This window comes from Candidatus Pelagibacter sp. Uisw_099_02, from assembly GCF_047727625.1.
GTDB lineage: Bacteria > Pseudomonadota > Alphaproteobacteria > Pelagibacterales > Pelagibacteraceae > Pelagibacter.
Window position 1 is genome coordinate 303,705 of sequence record NZ_CP159822.1, and the last position, 20,574, is coordinate 324,278.

A 20,574-nucleotide genomic window follows, 5' to 3' on the forward strand; every position below is an offset into this window, starting at 1 on the left:
TTTTTAAAACAGACCTTCAATTTCACCATTTTTATTTAGTTTAATCGAGTCTGCTGCTGGAACTCTTGGTAGTCCAGGCATAGTCATAACAGCGCCGCATATAACAACAATAAACTCTGCCCCTGAAGAGAGTTTAATTTCTCTGATTGGTAAAGAATGTCCTGTTGGTGCACCTTTTAAGCTTGGGTCTGTTGAAAAGCTGTATTGAGTTTTTGCAATACAAATTGGGAAATCTCCGTAACCAGCTTCTTCAAAGCTTTTTAATTGATCTCTAATTTTAGTATCAGCAATAACTTCATCTGCTCTATAAATTTCTTTTGCAATTGTTTCTATTTTTTTAAATAGAGGAGTTTTGCTCTCATATAAGAATTTAAATTTTTCTTCATTTTTATCACATAATTCAGCAACATGGCTTGCAAGTTCTTTTGTACCTTCACCACCGTTTGCCCAATGAGTACAGAGACTTGCTTTAATACCAATAGTGTCACAAAATTCTATCAAAGCTTTTACTTCATTATCTGTATCTTTAATAAAATGATTAACAGCTACTGCAACTGGTAAACCAAATTTTTTAACATTTTCCACGTGTCTTTGAAGATTAACTAAACCTTTTTTTAAGGCTTCCACATTTTCTGCTTTAAGGTCATCTTTTGCTACACCACCATGCATTTTTAAAGCCCTAATAGTTGCAACAATTACAACACAGCTAGGTTTTAAATCTGACTTTCTACATTTAATATTAAGAAATTTTTCTGCACCAAGGTCCGCACCAAATCCTGCTTCTGTAACAACATAGTCAGCGAGTTTAAGTCCAGTCTTTGTTGCAATTACAGAATTACAGCCATGTGCAATATTAGCAAATGGACCACCATGAATAATTGCAGGATTGTTTTCCAAAGTTTGAGTAACATTAGGTCTAATGGCATCTTTTAATAATACAGTCATTGGACCTTGTGCTTTTAAATCTTTAGCATAAACAGGTTTTTTATCTCTAGTATAGGCAATTGTAATATTTCCTATTCTTTTTTCTAAATCTTCTAAATCATTTGATAAGCAAAAGATTGCCATGATTTCAGATGCAACAGTTATATCAAAACCATCTTCTCTTGGAAAACCATTTGCAACTCCACCTAAATTTATATTTATAGATCTTAATGAACGATCATTCATGTCCATTACTCTTTTCCAAAAAATTCTTCTAACATCGATATCTAATTTATTTCCCCAATAAATATGATTATCAATTAAAGCCGACAATAAATTATGAGCTGAGGTTATTGCATGAAAATCTCCAGTAAAATGTAAATTAATTTGCTCCATTGGAACAACTTGGGCATATCCGCCACCAGCAGCACCACCCTTCATTCCAAAAGAAGGACCAAGGCTAGGTTCTCTTAAACAAACAATAGATTTTTTTCCTATTTTATTTAGACCATCATTTAAACCAACTGAAGTTGTAGTTTTCCCTTCACCAGCTGGAGTGGGAGTGATTGCAGTAACTAAAACAAGTTTTCCATCAGGTTTATCTTTTAAAGTATCTAAATATTCTAGGTTAATTTTTGCAATATGTCTGCCCATTGGACTGAATGCAGTACTTTCATCTGGTACATTTATTTTTGCCAAGATATCATTTATAGGTTGCATTTTAGCTTCTCTAGCTATCTGAATGTCTGATTTAACTTCGCTCATCTAAAACTCCTATAAATTAAAATTTCTTTGAGGAATTAGTATCTTCTTTTATGAATTTTTGAAACTTATAAAAATTATATATAAAAATAATAATAACTATTTATATTCTTTTAGATAAAATTAATTAATGCAAAAATATTCAATATTTAACCTAATAAAAAATGCTTTTTCTGGTCATCAAAAGTGGGATTTAGCCTGGAAAGATGCTACTCCAAAAAAGGAATATGATGTTGTTATTATTGGTGGTGGAGGCCATGGGCTAGCTACTGCATATTATCTCGCAAAAGAACATAATATTACCAATGTAGCTATCATCGAAAAAGGATGGCTTGGCGGTGGTAATATGGGAAGAAATACTACAATTATAAGATCAAATTATATGCACGATGATAATGCATTATTTAGTGAGTTTGGAATGGATCTATGGAGAAAAATGAGCCAGGATTTAAATTACAATGTAATGTTTTCTCCAAGAGGAATAATTAATCTTGCACACTCAGATGCCCAAATGAATGTTTTTGCAAGAAGAGGAAACTCAATGCGCCTAAATGGCATTGATGCAGTTCTTTTAAATAGAGAAGAAGTAAAAGAAATTATTCCAATGGCAGACTTTTCAGACAATGTAAGATTTCCTATATTTGGTGGATTAATGCAACCAAGTGCTGGAACAGCAAGACATGATGCTGTTGCATGGGGTTATGCACGTCAAGCAGATTCAATGGGTGTAGATATAATTCAAAACTGTGAGGTAACAGGTTTTGATGTTGTAGGTGGAAAAATTCAAGGAGTGAGAACTTCACGAGGAGATATTAAAGTTAAAAAAATTGGTTTATGTGTTGCAGGTAGCACAAATATTTTAGCTGAAAAACTAAATATGACAATACCAGTAGAAACCCATCTTCTTCAGGCGTGTGTTACAGAACCTGTAAAGCCCGTATTAGATAGTGTGGTTACTTTTGGAGCAGGACATTTTTATATTAGTCAATCTGATAAAGGTGAAATGGTAATGGGAGGTGATCTAGATGGATACAATAGTTATGCTCAAAGAGGAAACCTACCAACACTCCAGCATGTACTAACAGAAGGAATTGCAATGATGCCTTTTTTAAGTAAATTAAAAATGCTTAGAACCTGGGGTGGGATTATGGATATGTCTATGGATGGCTCACCCATTATTGATAAGACTCATATTGAAGGATTATATTTAAATTGTGGTTGGTGTTATGGTGGGTTCAAAGCCACACCAGCTTCAGGATGGACATTTGCTCATACAATTGCACAAGATAGAGTTCACAAATTAAATGAAGGTTATAGTTTGAGTAGATTTAATACAGGTCACTTACTAGATGAAAAAGGACTTGGAACCAAAACATGGATCTCATAAATGTTGCATATTAAATGCCCTCATTGTGGGATGAGATCTCAAAATGAATTTTCATATGGTGGTGATGCAACTGTTAAAAGACCAGAACTTAATAAAGAAGTTTCAGATCAAGATTGGGATAACTTTGTCTATAATAGAAAAAGCTTAAGAGGAAAACATAAAGAGTTATGGCAACATATATCAGGATGCAGACAGTGGATTAAAGTAGAAAGAGACACTGCAACTCACGAAATATTTAAAACAGCTAAAGCTAACGAAGATATTTAAAATGACTCAAAATTATAGATTGGATAATATTGGATTAATAAATAGAGATAAAAAAATCTCATTTAAATTTAATGGAGTAACTTACTTTGGTTATGAGGGTGACACCTTAGCATCAGCATTACTTGCTAATGGAGTTCATTTAATAGGAAGAAGCTTTAAATATCATAGACCTAGAGGCTTTTTTGGTGCAGGGGTGGATGAACCATACGCAATTGTTCAACTATACAGAAATAATGAAACTGAGCCAAATGTAAAAACTACAGAACAAGAACTCTTTGAAGGTTTGGAGGCAACAAGTGTTAATTGTTGGCCTAGTGTAAATTTTGATATTGGAGCAATTAACAATTTTTTAAAGATATTTCTTCCAGCAGGATTTTATTACAAGACTTTTATGTGGCCAAAAAGTTTTTGGTACAAAGTTTATGAACCATTTATAAGAAAAGCTGCTGGACTTGGAGTTGCATCAACTAAACATGATAAAGAAAGATACGAACACAAATATGAGTATTGTGATTTACTAATTGCAGGTTCAGGACCTTCTGGTTTAGCGAGTGCATATGCTGCTGCTAAAAATGGTGCAAGAGTAATCTTAGCAGAAGACAAACCTAGATTTGGTGGAACTTTATTAACGAGTGAAGTTAATATTGGAAATCAAACAGGGAAAGAATGGGCAGAAAATATTATTTCTGAACTTAAAGAAATGCCTAATGTTATTGTTAAAAATAGATCACAAGTATTTGGTTACTATGATCATAATATGTTAGTGATGTCAGAAAAATTAAGTGATCATCTACCTAAAACTAAAAAATATAATCCAAAACAAAGACTTTGGTATATTAGAGCTAAAGAAGTTTTAATCTCATCAGGATCAATTGAGAGACCTTTAGTATTTGGGAACAATGACACACCAGGTGTGATGTTGTCTTCTGCAGCAAAAGAATATTTAAAAATTTATGGGGTTCTAGTTGGTAAAAAACCTCTAATATTTACAAATAATGACAGTGGATATGAAACAGCTATAGAATTTAAAAAAAATGGTGTTGATCCTATTATTTTAGATACAAGAAAAGAACCTAAGTCAGAAATAATAGATGAAGCAAAAAAATTAGATATTCAAATTAAATTTTCTTACGTAGTTGTTGCAGCTAAAGGTTATAAAAAAGTTAAATCCGCTGAAGTTGCCAAAATTTCAGATGATAAAAATGAATTAGGAACTTTAGAAACTATTAATTGTGATTGTATTTGTGTTTCAGGCTTTTGGACACCAACAATTCATTTAGCCTCTCAATCAGGAAATAAAACAACCTTTAATAAAGATATAGATGCATTTGTGCCAGGACTATCAAAACAAAATGAAACAACTTTAGGTGCAGCAAATGGAACTTTTACGTTAGAAGAAACTTTAAAAAATTCATTTGATAGTGGATATGAACTTTCAAAAAAAATAACTAATAATGATAATAAAACATCATCACCAATAGTTATGGAAAAAAAATCAACTACACATGATAAATTTTGGTGTGTACCTTTGCCTAAAGGAAAAACATATAAAAGATTTTTAGATTTTCAAAATGATGTAGCTGTTTCTGATATAGAAATTGCACTAAAAGAGGGTTATCGATCTATTGAACATGTTAAAAGATACACGACACTTGGAATGGCCACTGACCAAGGAAAAACAAGTAATCTCAATGGTTTGCAACTAGTATCCAACATAGAAAACAAAATAGTACCAGAAGTAGGTCACACAACTTTTAGACCTCCATATACACCAGTTACTATTGGAGCAATTGTTGGAAGAGAAATTGGTAAACATTCTAAACCAACAAGAAAATCACCTATGCACACTTGGCATGAAAAAAATGATGCAGTGTTTGTAGATGCAGGTGTCTGGTTAAGACCAAGATATTACAAAATTGGAGAAGAAACTTTATTTGAAGGTTCAAAAAGAGAAGCTAAAAACGTTAGAACAAATGTAGGAGTTTGTGACGTAACTACTTTGGGTAAAATTGATATTAAAGGACCTGATGCTGCAGAACTACTAAATAGAGTTTATACTAATGCCTGGTTAAAATTGCCCGTGGGTAAAGCAAGATATGGTGTAATGTTAAGAGAAGATGGAATTGTTATGGACGATGGAACTACCACAAGAATTTCTGAAAATCATTATCATATGACAACAACAACAGCGCAAGCAGCAAATGTTTTGTCTCATCTAGAATATTATTTACAACTTGTATGGCCAGAGCTAAATGTAAATGTGGTATCAACTACTGAGCAATGGGCAGGAGCTGCAATTGCAGGTCCAAAATCTAGAGACTTATTGCAAAAGCTATTTCCAAATATTGATGCTTCTAATGATGGACTGCCTTTTATGGGATATCAAGAAGCTGATTTATTTGGAGTACATGCACGAATTTTTAGAATTTCATTTTCAGGAGAACTTGCTTATGAAGTGAATGTTGAATCTGACAATGGAAACTTTATGTGGGAGAAAATAATGGAAGTAGGGCAAGAATTTAAAATTCAACCTTACGGCACTGAAGCATTATCAACTCTAAGAATTGAAATGGGTCACATAGCAGGGTCAGAACTAGATGGCAGAACCATTCCATATGATAATTCTTTAGAAGGATTGGTTAGTAAAAAGAAAGACTTTATAGGAAAACGTTCTTTAGATAGAGAAGCTTTTGTTGCAGAAGATAGACAAAAAGTAGTAGGTGTTGTTCCAGTTGATAAGAAAACAAGCATCCCTGAAGGATCACATTTGGTTAAAGATTCAAATGCTCCGATACCAAATCCTAAATTAGGGTATATTTCTGCGTCTTGTTGGAGCGTTGAATATGATAATCCATTTTCATTAGCAATTCTTAAGGATGGAAAAAATATGATAGGGCAAAAACTATTTGCAATGTCACCTCTTAAAAACAAAACAATACCTGTAGAGATAGTTTCATCACACTACGTAGATCCAAAGGGTGAAAGGGTAAGATCATGAGCTCAATTTCTGCTTTACATACTACACACAACAAGGGGCTATTTGGTGATCATGAGGGAAAAAATGATGAAGAGCTGCTAAAAGTAAGTGAACTAAAAGATTTTTTAATTATTCAAATAGTTAAATATAAGAGTTCCTCAACAGCCATTGAAAGTATCAAGATAGATAATTTGAGCTTAAAAAATGAACCCCTAAACATAAACTGCAACACTAATACAAGAATTTTATGGAATGGCCCAAATAACTGGTTTTTAGTTTCTTCAAAAAAAGAAACTCTAAAAGAAATTAATGAAAAATTAGTTGATACAGATTTTGCTATAACAAATGTATCTCATAGTAGAGCAATAATTCAAATAGAGGGAAAAAATACAAAAGAGATATTAAAAAAAGGATGTCCCTTTAATTTTAACGAATTAAAAAAAGATACTTGTCTAAATTCAACTTATAACGGAATGTCAGTCACAATTGACATGCTTGATGACAATCCAGACAAAGTTAGAATATTCACCCTAAGAAGTTTTGGAGAATCTTTTTATCATTCTATTACCGATGCCTGCTTAGAGTTTGGCTACAAAGGTATTTAAAATTTATTGCTTTCTAGTTGCAATATAAACACCAAGAGTTGCTACAGCAAAACCTATTAGATCTAGATTATTTAATTTTTCATTTAAAAATAACCAAGCCATTATTGCTGTAGTTGGTGGTATTAAAAAAAATATGGAAACGGTTTTGCTTGCAGAGTTATTTTTTATTAAATACATCAAGATTGTAAATGCTCCAAATGATACAAGAAATACCTGATGACTCATTGCTATTAAAAATGTGGATGTAAAATTAATATAAGGTTCACTAAAAATTAAAATAATTATTATGTGTAAAGAGCAACCACCTATTGCTTGATACATATTGCTAACTGATAAAGGTAAATTATTACTTATTTTTTTTTGCAATAAAGTAGAAGTTGTAATAGCTAACAGAGCAACAAAAGAAGCTATCACTCCAAAAACAGGAAGGCTTGATCCAATATCAAAACCTAAAACTAAAGCCGCACCTATAAATCCAAGGATCACTCCAATCCATTGTTTGAAAGTAACTTTTTCACCCAAGAATTTTCCTGCTAAAGCATTAGTTAAAATTGGCTGTAAGGTAACAATTAATGCAGCAATACCTGTTGGCATTCCTATTGAAACTGAATAAAAAACACCCCCCAAATAAACACCATGAAAAAGCACACCACTAAAAAGTGATTGAAGAAGGTTTCTATTATTGGTTAAAATTTTTTGTTTTGTATAAATTGAAAAAATAAAGAAACCTAAAGCTACAACAAAAAATCTAAAGGCTAATGCAGCAAAAGGATCACTATTGTCTATTATTGGCTTTGTAGTGACAAAAGCTGAAGACCATAAAATAACAAATATAAATGGAAATATTTTAACCATACTAATGTTATAAGTTATATTTTATACCAATATTAGAGATTAATAATCAAAATGAACACTTTCACTCTTGAGTTGTAACTTTAAACACTTAAGATTAAAAATAGGATAATGATTTTAAATAAAATAATTATTGGATTATTTTTTGTATGCTTTCTAAGCGGATGTGCACAGAATACCGCTTTATTAGGACCTGCATACACTTTAGCTACATCTGGAAATATTTACCAGGCAGGTTTTGCGTATAGTGGTAACGAGATAATCACCAAATCAACAGGCAAGTCAATGGCACAAAATATTAAAGAGGGTTTAGTCCTAAAAAAAGAGGATTCAGATTTTCAAAAATTAGTTAAAAGGAATATTAAAAAAACTAGAAAAAAATTAAATCTTTCTAATCAATAATATTTAGAACAATTTGTTCAGATTGATTTGTTTCTTTAGACCAAAGTTCATAGCTCTCACACATTCTCCATAAAAAATCAAAAGCACGCTGAGAAATTTCAAGTGGAAAAGAACTTTTAGTATAATATAGCTCTTGATACTTTATTAACTGTTTTATAGTAGCATCTTTTTGTACTTTTAAAAGTTTAATAGTTTCGTCTGGTATTTTCTCTCCACTATCTTTATCAATAAATTTATTATTTTTTAAATACTCAAACCAATCATCATGAAACTTACCACTACTTATTTCTTCATATTTTTTTGTACCTATAAAACCTTCAATAGCGTCTATATTAGAAATATCTAAATTATTTTTTTTAATTTCAGCTATATTTTTATAAATAACTTCAGCTAAATAAATAACATAAGGTTTTTTGATTTTAGAAAGCATTTCTTATTTTCTATATTTTGCCATAGCTGCATTGGCTAATATTAAATTTGGATCTAAATATAGTTTTGACATTTTTACATTTTTCAATGATTTAAATGCAAAAATTGCTATAGGTAGCTCTGTACAACCCAATATAATTTTCTTACAATTATTTTTGATTAAATAATTAATAGCTGGTTTAATAGATTTTTCAGCTAGTTTTATGTTCCCCATTTTGACATGCTTGATGGTTTTATTGACTGATTTAATTTGTAAATCATGGATAGGTGTTATTAATTTATAGTTATCTATAAATAGTTTTTCATATATCTTTGTTTTTAACGTTCCTTCTGTAGCAAGAAGTCCAATCTTTGAATTTTTTTTATAAATTTTTTTAGTATGTAAAAAAACTTCTTTAGGCATATTTATGATTGGAACTCTTATTTTTTTTTTTAAATCTTCATACCAATAATGAGCAGTATTACAGGGTATGACAATAAACTTACAACCACTTTTTTCGAGTGATCTGCAACCATCAAGTAAGCTTTTAAGAACCTTATTATATTTTAAATTATTTTTTAAATTTCTAGGAAGGTCTGTAAACCTTTTAGTTTGAACACCAATTGACTCTGGTCTTCCAGGTATATTGGACTTATTGTAAAGCATGAAAAGAGGGTACTCTTGATCAATCTTGCCTCTATTAAGCATGGCAAGTTTGTTGCAAAAATCAAGCCCAGCTTGTGTTCCCATTCCACCTAAAATTCCGATCATAATATTTCTAATTATTAAAGATTTATTTTTTTGAGTTTTTAAATTGCTTTATTTATACCTCTCATAAAAACTAATACCAAACAACCATTTTTACTAAAAGAAGAGTGTTTAGATCCAGGTTCGAAAGTTACAAAATCACCCTTTCTAAAAATTTTACCATCTGGATCAGTTAATTCACCCTCCATCATTAAAAACTCTTCATAACCTGTATGAATATGAGAGATACCTTTTGCACCAGGCTCATATTTTAAAATAAAGGTTCCACCTCCACCATTTTTTTTATCAAAACTAATGTTGTGCCAACTTAATCCTGGGATAACTTTTCCATAATTATCAAAAGGTTTAAAATTGACATTTTTTAAATCAGTTATTTTTCTTTCAGCCATAAGTATATATATTGATTATTTAAATATTAATTATAAAATTATGCAAGATATATATGTTGAGGATATTGGTAAGGGCTTCCCTTTAGTACTGGTCCATGGATTTTTAGGCTCATCGGATATGTGGAAATTACAAATAGAACATTTCAAAAATGATTTTAGGGTTATTGCTCCAGCGCTACCAGGTTTTGGAAAAAGTAATTATGTAAATTCCTGTGAATCAATTACTTGTATGGCCAAGTCAATTCTTGAGTCCCTAAAGAGATTAGAAATTAAAAGATTTCATTTATTAGGCCATTCTATGGGAGGAATGATAGTACAGGAAATTTCAAGATTAGCAGAAGATCAAATTGATAAATTGATTTGTTATGGAACTGGACCAAGAGGAAATATTCCTGGTCGATTTGAAACTATTGATCAATCCAGAGAAAAATTAAAAATTAATGGATTAAAGGATACAGCATACAGAATAGCAAAAACTTGGTTTATAGAAGAAGAAAAAGCAAAATATTTTTATCTTTGTGAAGAAGCTGGAAAAAAAACTTCTATAGAGGCTGTAGACAATGGATTAGTTGCTATGAAAAATTGGGATGGAGTTAAAAATTTACAAAATATTAAAAATGAAACATTAATAGTTTGGGGAGATCAAGATAAGGCTTATAATTTTAATCAAGTAGAAACCTTGAATGATAATATTCCTAATAGTAATTTAAAAATAATTAAGGGATGCTCTCATAATGTTCATTTAGAGAAGCCGAATGAATTTAATAGAATAGTGAGTGAATTTCTTAAAAAAAACTGACTGGTATTGGCTGAGATATTTAGCTAAATAATTAAAAAATTAATTTAATTAAAAAATCGCAGCCAATAGAAAGTGTGAATATTATGCAGTTTTTAAATTTACCGCTGAAGGACCTTTTGGACCATCTTCAACTTCAAAAGTCAAAGCTTGACCTTCATCTAAACCGTTCATACCAGCATCTCTTACAGCTGAAACGTGAACGAATACATCTTTTTCTTTATCTTCTCTTTCAATAAAACCAAAACCTTTAGTTGGATTGAACCATTTTACTTTTCCTTGTAGACTCATATTTATCTTCTTACTTTTTATTGTTTTACTTTTATTACTTATAATTAAGTAATTGACGCTTTGTTTAGATTTATTAAGGTTTTGTCAACTAAATTTAAAAATTTGAATAATTAAAGACTTATTTGTTGCTAATTAGCATGGTCATATAAATAGAATTGATATCTTTTTTGTAGTGCGAGAAGGGCTCACAGGGCTCAAAACCACATTTATTAAATAATTTTCTAGCATTTAAAAAGAAGTCACCAGCACCAGTTTCCAAACTTAATCTTTTAATATTAAGTTTTTTTGCCTCATTAATTAGATGATTTATCACTTTTGTGCCATTTCCATTGCCTCTAAAGTTTTCACTAACCCTTATAGATTTAAATTCACCATGTTCTTTATCTAAGAATTTTAATGCACCGCTACCCATTAAGTCACTTTCTTCCCATAAGCTCCAAAATTTAATAGATGGGTCTTTTAATCCAGCTATATCAAGTACGTGAGCACTCCCTTTGGGTGATACAGATCTTAACTCAATAAAATGATTGATAAGAAATTCATGAACTTCTGGATTATCAAAATTTCCTTCGATTGATTTTAACATTTGAGCAATATCTACTTAAGAAGGGTTGTTAGGTGTCCCATTTTTCTTTTTTGTTTAATTTCTTTTTTAAGATAATCAAAGAAAAATTCATTTTCATTGTGTTCTTTATTTCTATAATTAGTAATTTGATCACCGATTATATTTGTCATCATTGCATTTGATATTTTTTTAAGAGGTATTTGCTCTAACTTGCAAACAGCTCTTACATGATTTTCAAATTGACTTACATTATATGCATTAATTGTTAGATGCCCTGAGTTATGAACTCTAGGTGCAATTTCGTTTACATAAAGGTTATCATTTCTATCAATGAAAAACTCAACACACAAAGTTCCAACATATTTTAATTCTTCAGAAATTTGAGTTGCCCACAGTTTTGATTGTTCTAATATTTTATCACTAATCTCTGCTGGAATTTTAGAGTTTTTCAAAATTTGATCTTCATGTACATTCTCAATAGGTTCATAAATTTCATATTTGTGATCATTAAACCTTGTAATAATTATTGAGATTTCTTTTTTAAGTTTGACAAGCTTTTCTAAAATATAACCTTTTGAAAAATCAGCATCAATTGAGTCTAAATTTTTTAAACTACTAATTGGGTGCTGTCCTTTACCATCATATCCCAATGTTGTAGTTTTAAGTATGCCAGGCAGTAAATCTTCAACTGATTCCATGTCAGATTTTTTTTCAATAGATACATATCTTGTAGTTCTTATATTAAGATTATTGATAAAGTCTTTTTCTGCTAATCTATGTTGAATTATTCTATTTACAGAAGGTTTTGGTAAAACAGGTTTTACTTTATTAATTTCATTTAATGTTTCATATGGAATATTTTCAAATTCATAGGTTACAACATCAACTTTATTCAAAAACTCTTTAATCTTATTTTGATCATTATATTGACCGTGTACAAAATCATTAGAAAAATTTTGTGCAGGGGCATCAATATCATCACAAAAAATAACTGTTTTAATTTCAAGTTTATTTGCAGCAATAGCAAGCATACTACCTAACTGACCTCCACCTATAATTCCAAGAATTGGTTTAGACATATTTTAAAACTATTTTGGTTTTTTTTTAACAGTTTTGCTTTGACTTAAACGGAACTGGTTTAATTTTTTTTTGACAGTTAAATCACTAAGACCAATAATAGATGCAGCTAATAAGGCAGCATTAATTGCACCATCTTCTCCAATTGCTAATGTTCCAACAGGTATTCCTTTTGGCATTTGTGCAATGGATAAAAGGCTATCAAGGCCCTTAAGCTTTTTACTCTCAATTGGAACTCCTAGTACCGGTAGAGATGTAAGAGCTGAAATCATTCCTGGTAAATGTGCAGATCCACCAGCCCCAGCAATAATTACGGCGATACCATTCTTTTCTGCATTAATAGCAAATTCATACATTCTATTAGGGGTTCTATGAGCTGATATTATTTTTGTTTCAAATTTTATATTTAATTTTTTAAGAATATTTTGACAAAATATCATGGTTTTGTAGTCAGATTGACTACCCATAACAATTGATACTTTTTTTAATTTATTTTTAGTCATTTGTTGTAATTTTATTCTAAGGTAAATTGTTATTTCAAATTAAGCCTAAAATTTCAATAAAATTAATAGAATTTATCTATCTTATTGATATTCTTTAAACAAATAAAATCACAATGAATTTTAAAATTGATAATTTACAATATTGTAACTGGTCTAGAGAAGTCTTTCAGATCAATAAACAGGCAGGCCTTGATGCAATTCATGTAACCATTGTTTACCATGAAGATTTCGATGAGCTAAAAACAGTATTAAAAAGTTGGGAAAATTACTTTTCAAAAAACTCTGACTTAATTTTTCATGGCAAAAGTTTTAAAGATATTGAAAAAGCTAAATCTGAAAATAAAACTGCAGTTTTTTTTGGTTTTCAAAACTGCTCACCTATAGAGGATGATATTAGGTTAGTTGAAAAAGTTTATGATTTAGGATGTAGGTTTATGCAGCTTACTTATAACAATCAGTCCTTACTAGCGACAGGATGTTATGAAACAATCGATAGTGGGGTTACTAATTTTGGTAAAGAGGTAATTAAAGAAATGAATAGACTAGGCCTTGTAATAGACATGTCTCATTCAGCAGAAAAAAGTACAATTGATGCAATCGAGATAAGTGAAAAACCAATTGCAATAACTCATGCAAACCCATCATTTTGGCATCCAGCTAGGAGAAACAAATCAAACGAACTGCTTAAAATTTTATCTGAACATAGAGGAATGTTGGGTCTCTCTTTATATCCTCATCATTTAAAAGATGGAACGGATTGTTCTTTAGAAAGTTTTTGCGAAATGACCGCTAAGACAGCTGAGATTATGGGAGTTGAAAAAATTGGAATAGGTTCAGATCTTTGTTTAAACCAACCAGATACTATTGTTGAGTGGATGAGAAATGGTACTTGGACTAAAAGCAAAAATTATGGAGAAGGATCAAAAAAAAAACCTGGCTTTCCAAAACAACCTGATTGGTTTTTAGATGCAAGAGGGTTTGAAAACTTAGAGTCAGGACTTAAGAAAGTTGGTTTTTCAGAAAGTGAAGTTAATGGAATTCTTGGAAACAACTGGTACAATTTTTACAAAAGAATCAACCAATGAATATCTCCTTAAGAGATCCCAATGTAGTAATGAAGCTATCAAGACTAGGGTCTTTTCATCAATCTAAACTTTCATTTTTAAGAAGTTTTTTAAAAGAGTTTAAAGATTGGGATTATAAAAGAGATTTATTTGAATTAAACGAACATGGTTATGGCACTGCAGTTTATTCATTTAAGAAAAAAAATAGAGTGTATTCATTAATTTGTTTTGCAAACGAATTGGATAAAAATGAAAGATCAGATAGAGTTATAGCTACTAAATGGGATGCAGCTTTTACTCTTTTTGATGGTGTTCCATTAAAACAAGATATTGAAAGATTAAAAAACCAAGTGCCAAGACAAGAATTTGGTAGACTTTCTTATAAAGAGCTAACACTTTCAAGAGCTAATAAATCAGTTAGAGTTTTCAATCATGTGGTTGAATGCTTAAGCGAAGGTAAGCAGCCTGATAATGACTTAATAACTAGCGTTGGATATTTATATAGAACAACTGCAGTTTATGGGTCAGGTAAATTTGGCTTAGCAGATAGATTTAGAATTAAAGATAGAGAAGAAATATATGGCCCTTTCAGATTAGAAATGATGTTGGTTTATTTGGTTAGGCAATTTACTTTTGATCAAGTTAATCATGTTGCAAAAAGCAAGAACCCAAAAAAAGCTGTAAATCTTGATATAAATATTTGTAAAAGTTTGGGAATAGGAAATTCTACAGGACTAGGAATGGCACCATTTATTGTTAATCATCCAACTCTTTTAAATAATTGGATTTCAGCAAGAGAGATTTCTTTAAAAAAAATAAGAGAGATAAAAGCAGTGTTAGAAAAGGATAAAAACTTATTTTTAAAATGTTTAAAAAAATCAATAAAGAATATCACTTCTTGGAATACAGAGAGCGAATATCAAATAAATAAGATTAAATTTTTATTAAAAGATCTTAATGAATTTATTATCTACCTAGATAACGATTTTAATTTTGAGCAAGATTATGCTTTTAATGAATTATATCTACATGTAGAAAAAGAATATTGTGAAGAGTGCATTGAATATATTGTCTCAATGATGATGGAACCTTATGATGATATTACCTCACCTTTAATTAAAGAAATGAGTTCTGAAGAAGAAAAATATTTTAATATACCAACTGAAAGAACTGTAGAAGATTTAAAGCTAATTTTAGAAAAAAAATATTCAGATATCTTAACTATAGATTTTACTAAAAACAAAAATAATTTAAACTTTTGGTTTATTTCAAAAAATAAAGAAGAACCAAGACTAGCAAATAGATTTGATGAAGTTGGCGCTGAGTTAGAGCAACCTCTAGCAATTGCAAGAGATATTAAAAAACTTTATGAATTGTTATCAGTTACTAAAAATAGCTGGACCATTGCTAAATTTTTATCAACTAATAATGAATTAAGACACGTTGTTAGAAGAGCATTTATAGTAGAGAAATTTCCATATTCTGAAATACAAGACAATACTATTGGCCAAGAAATAATGCCTATTGATATGCTGAGATTAAAGTTATCATTTTTTGGAGCATTAAAATTTGATCCACGTTCTGATAAATGGTTAAGAATATGTATGTTTCAAGGAGCACCCTTACCAGAACAATTAAAAAACTATGATGAACATTGGGTTTATAATTAATTAATATGAGATCATTAAGTGAAATAGATACAGTTTCTAAAAGATCAAGCAAGGCTGCTGGATATTCATGGGGCATAGCAGAAGAAATCGGAAAAAATATAAGACTACTTGAGATTTTTAGACTACCTGGCATTAAAAACTTAAACAGTTTTTTTAAGAAAAAAAAAGAATTAAGGTTAGAGAATATCAGTATCATAAAGCAAGACAATGAAGCCAATAAAAATGAATATTGTCCAATAATTGCAGGGGTAAATTTTTTAGATCAGATTAAAACTTTAGAAACTTTAAAAGAGATAACGTTTAAAAAAGTCTCATATCCATTACTTTTCTTACCATTTGTAAGTAGGGCGGCAGAGGTAATAGGTAAAAGAATATTCTTAAAAATAGATGACAGTGAGTTTTTATTAAACTTTAATAATAATATTTATTCTAATTACACCAAAAATGAAATTATAGAATCTGCTAAAAATATTTATTTAAAAGTTTTAGAAAATAGAGACTCGTTTGAAGAAAAAGAATGGAATGAACTCTATAAGCTTTCTGAAGAAACTTTTGTTGAAGAAAATGAAAGCCTAAAACAAGGTGGAGCAGGTGCTGGTCTTACTGATAATGATTAAAGACTTTGACGATCAAATCAATGATAATGATGAAGTTCTCGAGTTAGATGATTTCTGTGAAGAATGTAAAAAAGAAGACCCGAGTGTTTCTCAAAATTTAATTCTAACAGGATTTAAAAACTGCAACTCTTGCAAACTTTCAAAAACAATTTTCCCTATTTAACTAATATTGCTAATGGGTAGAGCATTCATTTTGCTCATCACAAATGATATTGAAAGAAAAGCAATTATTAAAAAAGCTAAAAAGACTATTCCAAATGATTTAAAATTAGATTTCAAATTTAAAACTTGTTTTGTTGAAATGATTAATCCTGCAAATATCCAAAACTGAGTTAAAAATATTATTGGGATCATTAAATCTGGTGTTACAGCAAAAAACCTTAAAAGCCCTGGTGAATGAGCAAACCCTACAGCTGTTAATACTTTTTTAAATGGGACTTTAGTTTCTTTATCTGGAAATAATTTTACACCGATCACATAAATAAATAGTCCCCATACAAACCAAGTAAGAATGGCTGTTAAGCCAGACATTGCAACAGCAGTTTTAATAACAGTATTTGCAGCAACAGCACCTGCGATACCATCTAGTATCATTATAAGACCTGCAAAATATATTGCAGCTTCACCAAAGTTCTTATTATCTTTGTAAAGAGATTTATCTAATTTAATAGACCGAACAATTATATTTAAAAACTGACCAAACATTATTTATTTTTTTCTATTTTTTTGAGCTCTGTAAGAAACAAATAGTGGAAACAGTATTAAAGCAATTACTATTATTATGCAAACTACGATTAGGAATGATTTTGTCATTATTGGTGGGGGAGAATTAATCTCCCCCAAATAATTAATTTAACCTTTAACGACTTCTCTAGTGTTTGCGTTATAAGATTCTGTAAATGGCATATCTACTACCACAGCATCAACAGGTGTTCCTGGTGTGTCAGAATATTTAGCAGGTAAGTGAACTTTGTATTTAGTTCCAGCTTTACCTTTGGGGAAACCATTAGCATTTAATGTTCCATCAAATGGCACATATCCCATTGCTATATTTTGACCTTTTTCAGGGTGATACCAAGGTGATGTGATAAATCCAACAGGATCTCCACCACTCTCAGGTGACACTAACCAAAAGTCAGGAGCATATTCTTCAATTGGTTTTCCACCCAACTCAAGACCTACTAACTGAAGTTTGTAAGGTTTTTGACCATCTTTAAGTTCTGCTCCCATTTTCTCTAGAGCAGCTTTTCCAACATAGTCAGCTTTTTTATTCCACTCGCCTTTTCCAGATAATGAAACTTGGTAACCAAGATTACACTGGAAAGGGTTGTGTTGTTGATCCATATCTTGTCCCCAAGAAAGAATTCCAGCTTGAATTCTTCTGTGGTGAGCAGGAGCGATAACCATTAGACTATGCTTTTTACCTGCAGCAAGAACTGCATTCCACATATCATCGGCATATTTAGTTGCTTCTCTTAAATAAATTTCATATCCAGCTTCACCAGAAAAACCAGATTGAGAAATAACACAACTTCTACCTCCAACTTTAACTTCAGCTAAGCCGTAGAAAGGCATATTGTCAAAATCAACTTGATCTCCACAAAGGTCTTTCATCAAAGCTTTTGATTTTGGACCTTGAATTTGTACTGGGCACACATCAATTTCTTCAACAGTACAATTAAATCTTCCATCAGCATTAACACCTTGAAGATACATTCCAATATCAGAGTCTGACAATGAGAACCAAAATTCATCTTTTGAAATTCTAAGAAGAATAGGGTCATTTAAGACACCACCATAAGCATTACATAAAATTACATATCTTGCTCTCATTGGTGAGATTTTAGTTGCATCTCTAGTTATAACGTAATCAGTAAACTTTTCTGCATCAGGACCTTTAACTCTAATTTGTCTTTCAACAGCAACGTTCCACATCGTAACATGATTTTTAATTGCTTCGTATTCAACCATAGCCCCACCATCTTCAGGTTTTACATAACCTCTTGGGTGATAAATACGATTGTAAACAGTTGCTCTCCAACAACCAGCTTCCATTGATAGATGCCAGTATGGAGATTTTCTTACTCTTGTTGAAATTAACATTTCAACTTTTGTAGGCCCACTCTGTCTTAAGTTATATGGTACTTCACGATCTGATTGATCAACTGAAGTCACATGATTTAGTTTAGTATAGTCAAATTCATTAGACATAACCGTTCTCCTTCAACCACTTGTTAGTTTCCTTCAAGCCGCCGAATGTATAAATGTGGAAGTTGCCAGTAAACTCTTTCACTTTCCCAATTAATTCATTAGGGTCTTTAGGTTTCAATAAATCTAATGCCTTACTAAAATTAGACTTAAGAAAATTAATGGAATTTTTCGCACCGACAATATTAGCAAATTTAATTAAGCTAGTTATTTTCATTGGCCCAGTAATTCCCACATGCACTGGTACTGACTGCTTAGAAATGAAATCTACGATAGGTTGACTCTCTAATAACCACTGGGTCACTATATAGTCGGCGTAAGGTTTTTTATCTATCATAGCTTTTTCTAATTCTTTATCAGAAATATCCTGACTTCCCTCTGGATGTCCTGCTATTCCTATTTTAATTCCATCAAAAAATCCTGTCTCTAAAATTTGAATTGAACTATCAAATCTTCCAATTGGTTCTCTACTTCCTCCAATTACTAAAGCTTGTTTAGCACCCACATCTTTACATCTTGAAATATAATCTTTAAGTTGAGCATCATCGGTAATTGATCTTGCTGGAAAATGTGGAACTGGATTAAATCCTTTTTTAACTAATTCACCTGACTGGTTAGCTGTCTCTTTATAGTCTCCTCCTGGAAGCATAGTTATATATACATCCTTAACTGGTGGTAGTGTCTCTAGGTCTGTTTGAGGTCCAACCTCAAGTGAAAAATTCATTTTTCTCGATGATTATCTTTTTTGTAAATGCTGTCAAAGAAATTCATCTTGTGGATAAAAATATTTGTTGTCAAAAATTGTGCTAGTGATAATTTTTTTTAATGTCTAAAAATCCTAAGAATCGTGAACTTTCAGAGATCTTAGATTTAGAGAAAATCAAGGAGGTTAATAACTCCATTGAGAAAGCTCATGGCTTACCAAATGAGTGCTACACTAGCTCTGACTACCTCAAAATCGAAAGAGAGAGGGTTTTTGAGGATAAATGGACAGTGATTGGAGTTGGAAGCTCTGTGCCAAATATAGGTGACGCTCGCCCTTGTAACTTACTAGGTATCCCCCTTATTATTCTCAGAGACAAAGAAAGAAAAATACGAGTGTTTCACAATGTCTGTAGCCATAGAGGCTTCAAGCTTTTAAATGAGCCTTGTTCTTTGAAAAATGTCTTAAGATGTCCATATCACTCCTGGTCTTATGATTTTGATGGAAGGTTAGTTGCAACACCTCATATAGGAGGTTTGAATGTTCATGAAATAGATAAATTTGATAAATTAAAAAGTAATCTTAAAGAAGTTAGAAGCAAAATTTGGATGGACATAATATTTATTAATATAAATGGCAATGAACTACAGTTTGACGAATACATTAAACCTCTTGAGGAAAGATGGTTAAAGTTCATATCTAAAGAAGATCAAAATTTACTTAAACACTCAAAAGATCATGGATATTTCAGTCTTGATGTAAAATGTAATTGGAAGTTTGCAATAGAGAATTATTGTGAAAGTTATCATCTGCCTTGGATTCATCCAGAATTAAATAAAGTTTCAAATATTAGTGACCATTATCATATTCAAGGGTTACCAAATAGATTTGCTGGCCAAGGTACAAATAAATACGATCAACCTATTAAAGGAAATCAAAGTTTTAATAATTTTCCAAATTGGCCTAAGGACTTATCCAAAAAAGCTGAGTATATTGCTTTATTTCCAAACGTAATGATTGGTTTGCATATAGATCACTTTTATATTTTTTGGCTAGAACCTAAGTCAGTTAGTGAAACTAAAGAGCATTTAATGATGTATTATGTAGGCGATGATAGTGCGAATGGAGCTGAATTTGCAGAGATGAGAAAAAAGAATGCAGAATTCTGGAAGGAAGTTATGTCAGAAGATATAAGGGCTATTGAGGGAATGCAGGAGGGTAGAAATTCACCAGTATATAATGGTGGAAATTTTTCACCTATAATGGATAATCCAACTCATCAATTTCATAAATGGGTAGCAGAAAATTTGATAGTATAATTTTAAAATTCTTATAATA

Annotated in this window: 23 protein-coding genes; 11 read left to right on the top strand and 12 right to left on the bottom strand. The window is 30.9% G+C overall.

What is annotated here, in order from left to right; all coding sequences use genetic code 11:
* Window positions 1–3: 3 nt before the first annotated feature.
* Window positions 4–1,689, bottom strand: a complete 1,686-nt coding sequence (locus ABXT47_RS01555) for a formate--tetrahydrofolate ligase (protein WP_415308921.1) — start codon at window positions 1,687–1,689, stop codon at window positions 4–6.
* Between the two features lie 127 nt (window positions 1,690–1,816).
* Between ABXT47_RS01555 and ABXT47_RS01560 the strand changes: the two genes are divergently transcribed.
* Genes ABXT47_RS01560 through ABXT47_RS01575 form a run of 4 tightly spaced genes read left to right on the top strand, consistent with a single transcriptional unit; the run spans window position 1,817 to window position 6,922 of the window.
* A complete protein-coding gene (locus tag ABXT47_RS01560) occupies window positions 1,817–3,073 on the top strand; it encodes a sarcosine oxidase subunit beta family protein (protein ID WP_169036229.1) in 1,257 nt (418 codons plus the stop codon).
* Complete coding sequence (locus tag ABXT47_RS01565; protein ID WP_168607344.1) at window positions 3,074–3,340, top strand: sarcosine oxidase subunit delta; 267 nt, start codon at window positions 3,074–3,076, stop codon at window positions 3,338–3,340.
* Window position 3,341: 1 nt separating this feature from the next.
* Window positions 3,342–6,338 (top strand): sarcosine oxidase subunit alpha family protein, encoded by a 2,997-nt coding sequence (locus tag ABXT47_RS01570; RefSeq protein WP_415308923.1) that lies wholly within the window; start codon window positions 3,342–3,344, stop codon window positions 6,336–6,338.
* Window positions 6,335–6,922, top strand: a complete 588-nt coding sequence (locus ABXT47_RS01575) for a sarcosine oxidase (RefSeq protein ID WP_415308925.1) — start codon at window positions 6,335–6,337, stop codon at window positions 6,920–6,922. The genes ABXT47_RS01570 and ABXT47_RS01575 overlap by 4 nt, the downstream gene beginning before the upstream one ends.
* 3 nt (window positions 6,923–6,925) lie before the next feature.
* Here the strand turns inward: ABXT47_RS01575 and ABXT47_RS01580 are convergent, their stop codons facing one another.
* A complete protein-coding gene (locus tag ABXT47_RS01580; protein ID WP_415308926.1) occupies window positions 6,926–7,777 on the bottom strand; it encodes a DMT family transporter in 852 nt (283 codons plus the stop codon).
* A gap of 108 nt (window positions 7,778–7,885) precedes the next feature.
* On the opposite strand from ABXT47_RS01580, the gene ABXT47_RS01585 reads away from it, so the two are divergent.
* Window positions 7,886–8,176, top strand: coding sequence for a hypothetical protein (locus ABXT47_RS01585; RefSeq protein WP_415308928.1), 291 nt, complete (start codon window positions 7,886–7,888; stop codon window positions 8,174–8,176).
* Here ABXT47_RS01585 and ABXT47_RS01590 read toward each other — a convergent pair.
* The 3 genes from ABXT47_RS01590 to ABXT47_RS01600 are packed head-to-tail and all read right to left on the bottom strand — an operon-like array spanning window position 8,166 to window position 9,742.
* On the bottom strand, window positions 8,166–8,606 hold the full coding sequence (locus ABXT47_RS01590) for a hypothetical protein (RefSeq protein WP_415308930.1): 441 nt from the start codon (window positions 8,604–8,606) through the stop codon (window positions 8,166–8,168). The genes ABXT47_RS01585 and ABXT47_RS01590 overlap by 11 nt on opposite strands.
* Window positions 8,607–8,609: 3 nt before the next feature.
* Window positions 8,610–9,356: an aspartate/glutamate racemase family protein gene (locus ABXT47_RS01595; RefSeq protein ID WP_415308932.1), complete on the bottom strand. Its 747-nt coding sequence runs from the start codon at window positions 9,354–9,356 to the stop codon at window positions 8,610–8,612.
* A 38-nt stretch (window positions 9,357–9,394) separates the two neighbouring features.
* A complete protein-coding gene (locus ABXT47_RS01600) occupies window positions 9,395–9,742 on the bottom strand; it encodes a cupin domain-containing protein (RefSeq protein ID WP_415308934.1) in 348 nt (115 codons plus the stop codon).
* Between the two features lie 40 nt (window positions 9,743–9,782).
* Here ABXT47_RS01600 and ABXT47_RS01605 point away from each other — a divergent pair, with 40 nt between their 5' ends.
* The gene (locus ABXT47_RS01605) at window positions 9,783–10,541 is read left to right on the top strand and encodes an alpha/beta fold hydrolase (protein WP_415308936.1); all 759 of its coding nucleotides are present in this window, start codon (window positions 9,783–9,785) and stop codon (window positions 10,539–10,541) included.
* Between the two features lie 81 nt (window positions 10,542–10,622).
* Here ABXT47_RS01605 and ABXT47_RS01610 read toward each other — a convergent pair whose 3' ends face one another.
* From ABXT47_RS01610 to purE, 4 genes are all read right to left on the bottom strand, one after another.
* On the bottom strand, window positions 10,623–10,829 hold the full coding sequence (locus ABXT47_RS01610; protein ID WP_006998008.1) for a cold-shock protein: 207 nt from the start codon (window positions 10,827–10,829) through the stop codon (window positions 10,623–10,625).
* A gap of 118 nt (window positions 10,830–10,947) precedes the next feature.
* Window positions 10,948–11,415 (bottom strand): GNAT family N-acetyltransferase, encoded by a 468-nt coding sequence (locus ABXT47_RS01615; protein WP_415308938.1) that lies wholly within the window; start codon window positions 11,413–11,415, stop codon window positions 10,948–10,950.
* Between the two features lie 11 nt (window positions 11,416–11,426).
* On the bottom strand, window positions 11,427–12,473 hold the full coding sequence (locus ABXT47_RS01620; RefSeq protein WP_415308940.1) for a 5-(carboxyamino)imidazole ribonucleotide synthase: 1,047 nt from the start codon (window positions 12,471–12,473) through the stop codon (window positions 11,427–11,429).
* A gap of 9 nt (window positions 12,474–12,482) precedes the next feature.
* A complete protein-coding gene (gene purE, locus ABXT47_RS01625) occupies window positions 12,483–12,974 on the bottom strand; it encodes a 5-(carboxyamino)imidazole ribonucleotide mutase (RefSeq protein WP_415308942.1) in 492 nt (163 codons plus the stop codon).
* Between the two features lie 113 nt (window positions 12,975–13,087).
* Here purE and ABXT47_RS01630 point away from each other — a divergent pair, with 113 nt between their 5' ends.
* The 4 genes from ABXT47_RS01630 to ABXT47_RS01645 are packed head-to-tail and all read left to right on the top strand — an operon-like array spanning window position 13,088 to window position 16,488.
* On the top strand, window positions 13,088–14,059 hold the full coding sequence (locus ABXT47_RS01630) for a membrane dipeptidase (protein WP_415308944.1): 972 nt from the start codon (window positions 13,088–13,090) through the stop codon (window positions 14,057–14,059).
* A complete protein-coding gene (locus tag ABXT47_RS01635; protein ID WP_415308946.1) occupies window positions 14,056–15,708 on the top strand; it encodes a hypothetical protein in 1,653 nt (550 codons plus the stop codon). Before ABXT47_RS01630 ends, ABXT47_RS01635 begins: the two co-directional genes overlap by 4 nt.
* Before the next feature lie 5 nt (window positions 15,709–15,713).
* Window positions 15,714–16,325, top strand: a complete 612-nt coding sequence (locus ABXT47_RS01640) for a DUF3726 domain-containing protein (protein ID WP_415308947.1) — start codon at window positions 15,714–15,716, stop codon at window positions 16,323–16,325.
* Complete coding sequence (locus tag ABXT47_RS01645; RefSeq protein WP_415308949.1) at window positions 16,318–16,488, top strand: hypothetical protein; 171 nt, start codon at window positions 16,318–16,320, stop codon at window positions 16,486–16,488. Before ABXT47_RS01640 ends, ABXT47_RS01645 begins: the two co-directional genes overlap by 8 nt.
* On the opposite strand, the gene ABXT47_RS01650 is transcribed toward ABXT47_RS01645, so the two are convergent.
* From ABXT47_RS01650 to ABXT47_RS01660, 3 genes are all read right to left on the bottom strand, one after another.
* Window positions 16,485–17,030 (bottom strand): hypothetical protein, encoded by a 546-nt coding sequence (locus tag ABXT47_RS01650; protein ID WP_415308950.1) that lies wholly within the window; start codon window positions 17,028–17,030, stop codon window positions 16,485–16,487. The genes ABXT47_RS01645 and ABXT47_RS01650 overlap by 4 nt on opposite strands.
* A gap of 147 nt (window positions 17,031–17,177) precedes the next feature.
* A complete protein-coding gene (locus tag ABXT47_RS01655) occupies window positions 17,178–18,536 on the bottom strand; it encodes a glycine cleavage T C-terminal barrel domain-containing protein (protein ID WP_415308951.1) in 1,359 nt (452 codons plus the stop codon).
* Window positions 18,529–19,257 carry a methylenetetrahydrofolate reductase gene (locus ABXT47_RS01660; RefSeq protein ID WP_415308953.1) on the bottom strand — a complete coding sequence of 243 codons (729 nt, stop codon included), beginning with the start codon at window positions 19,255–19,257 and terminating at the stop codon, window positions 18,529–18,531. The genes ABXT47_RS01655 and ABXT47_RS01660 overlap by 8 nt, the downstream gene beginning before the upstream one ends.
* A 101-nt stretch (window positions 19,258–19,358) precedes the next feature.
* Between ABXT47_RS01660 and ABXT47_RS01665 the strand changes: the two genes are divergently transcribed.
* Complete coding sequence (locus ABXT47_RS01665; protein WP_415308955.1) at window positions 19,359–20,555, top strand: aromatic ring-hydroxylating oxygenase subunit alpha; 1,197 nt, start codon at window positions 19,359–19,361, stop codon at window positions 20,553–20,555.
* Window positions 20,556–20,574: the final 19 nt, after the last annotated feature.

Excerpts from the sequence above, each read along its gene's own strand:
- ABXT47_RS01555 (WP_415308921.1), bottom strand. The coding sequence starts at position 1,689 with ATGAGCGAAGTTAAATCAGACATTCAGATAGCTAGAGAAGCTAAAATG.
- ABXT47_RS01560 (WP_169036229.1), top strand. The coding sequence starts at position 1,817 with ATGCAAAAATATTCAATATTTAACCTAATAAAAAATGCTTTTTCTGGT.
- ABXT47_RS01565 (WP_168607344.1), top strand. The coding sequence starts at position 3,074 with ATGTTGCATATTAAATGCCCTCATTGTGGGATGAGATCTCAAAATGAA.
- ABXT47_RS01570 (WP_415308923.1), top strand. The coding sequence starts at position 3,342 with ATGACTCAAAATTATAGATTGGATAATATTGGATTAATAAATAGAGAT.
- ABXT47_RS01575 (WP_415308925.1), top strand. The coding sequence starts at position 6,335 with ATGAGCTCAATTTCTGCTTTACATACTACACACAACAAGGGGCTATTT.
- ABXT47_RS01580 (WP_415308926.1), bottom strand. The coding sequence starts at position 7,777 with ATGGTTAAAATATTTCCATTTATATTTGTTATTTTATGGTCTTCAGCT.
- ABXT47_RS01585 (WP_415308928.1), top strand. The coding sequence starts at position 7,886 with ATGATTTTAAATAAAATAATTATTGGATTATTTTTTGTATGCTTTCTA.
- ABXT47_RS01590 (WP_415308930.1), bottom strand. The coding sequence starts at position 8,606 with ATGCTTTCTAAAATCAAAAAACCTTATGTTATTTATTTAGCTGAAGTT.
- ABXT47_RS01595 (WP_415308932.1), bottom strand. The coding sequence starts at position 9,356 with ATGATCGGAATTTTAGGTGGAATGGGAACACAAGCTGGGCTTGATTTT.
- ABXT47_RS01600 (WP_415308934.1), bottom strand. The coding sequence starts at position 9,742 with ATGGCTGAAAGAAAAATAACTGATTTAAAAAATGTCAATTTTAAACCT.
- ABXT47_RS01605 (WP_415308936.1), top strand. The coding sequence starts at position 9,783 with ATGCAAGATATATATGTTGAGGATATTGGTAAGGGCTTCCCTTTAGTA.
- ABXT47_RS01610 (WP_006998008.1), bottom strand. The coding sequence starts at position 10,829 with ATGAGTCTACAAGGAAAAGTAAAATGGTTCAATCCAACTAAAGGTTTT.
- ABXT47_RS01615 (WP_415308938.1), bottom strand. The coding sequence starts at position 11,415 with ATGTTAAAATCAATCGAAGGAAATTTTGATAATCCAGAAGTTCATGAA.
- ABXT47_RS01620 (WP_415308940.1), bottom strand. The coding sequence starts at position 12,473 with ATGTCTAAACCAATTCTTGGAATTATAGGTGGAGGTCAGTTAGGTAGT.
- purE (WP_415308942.1), bottom strand. The coding sequence starts at position 12,974 with ATGACTAAAAATAAATTAAAAAAAGTATCAATTGTTATGGGTAGTCAA.
- ABXT47_RS01630 (WP_415308944.1), top strand. The coding sequence starts at position 13,088 with ATGAATTTTAAAATTGATAATTTACAATATTGTAACTGGTCTAGAGAA.
- ABXT47_RS01635 (WP_415308946.1), top strand. The coding sequence starts at position 14,056 with ATGAATATCTCCTTAAGAGATCCCAATGTAGTAATGAAGCTATCAAGA.
- ABXT47_RS01640 (WP_415308947.1), top strand. The coding sequence starts at position 15,714 with ATGAGATCATTAAGTGAAATAGATACAGTTTCTAAAAGATCAAGCAAG.
- ABXT47_RS01645 (WP_415308949.1), top strand. The coding sequence starts at position 16,318 with ATGATTAAAGACTTTGACGATCAAATCAATGATAATGATGAAGTTCTC.
- ABXT47_RS01650 (WP_415308950.1), bottom strand. The coding sequence starts at position 17,030 with ATGTTTGGTCAGTTTTTAAATATAATTGTTCGGTCTATTAAATTAGAT.
- ABXT47_RS01655 (WP_415308951.1), bottom strand. The coding sequence starts at position 18,536 with ATGTCTAATGAATTTGACTATACTAAACTAAATCATGTGACTTCAGTT.
- ABXT47_RS01660 (WP_415308953.1), bottom strand. The coding sequence starts at position 19,257 with ATGAATTTTTCACTTGAGGTTGGACCTCAAACAGACCTAGAGACACTA.
- ABXT47_RS01665 (WP_415308955.1), top strand. The coding sequence starts at position 19,359 with ATGTCTAAAAATCCTAAGAATCGTGAACTTTCAGAGATCTTAGATTTA.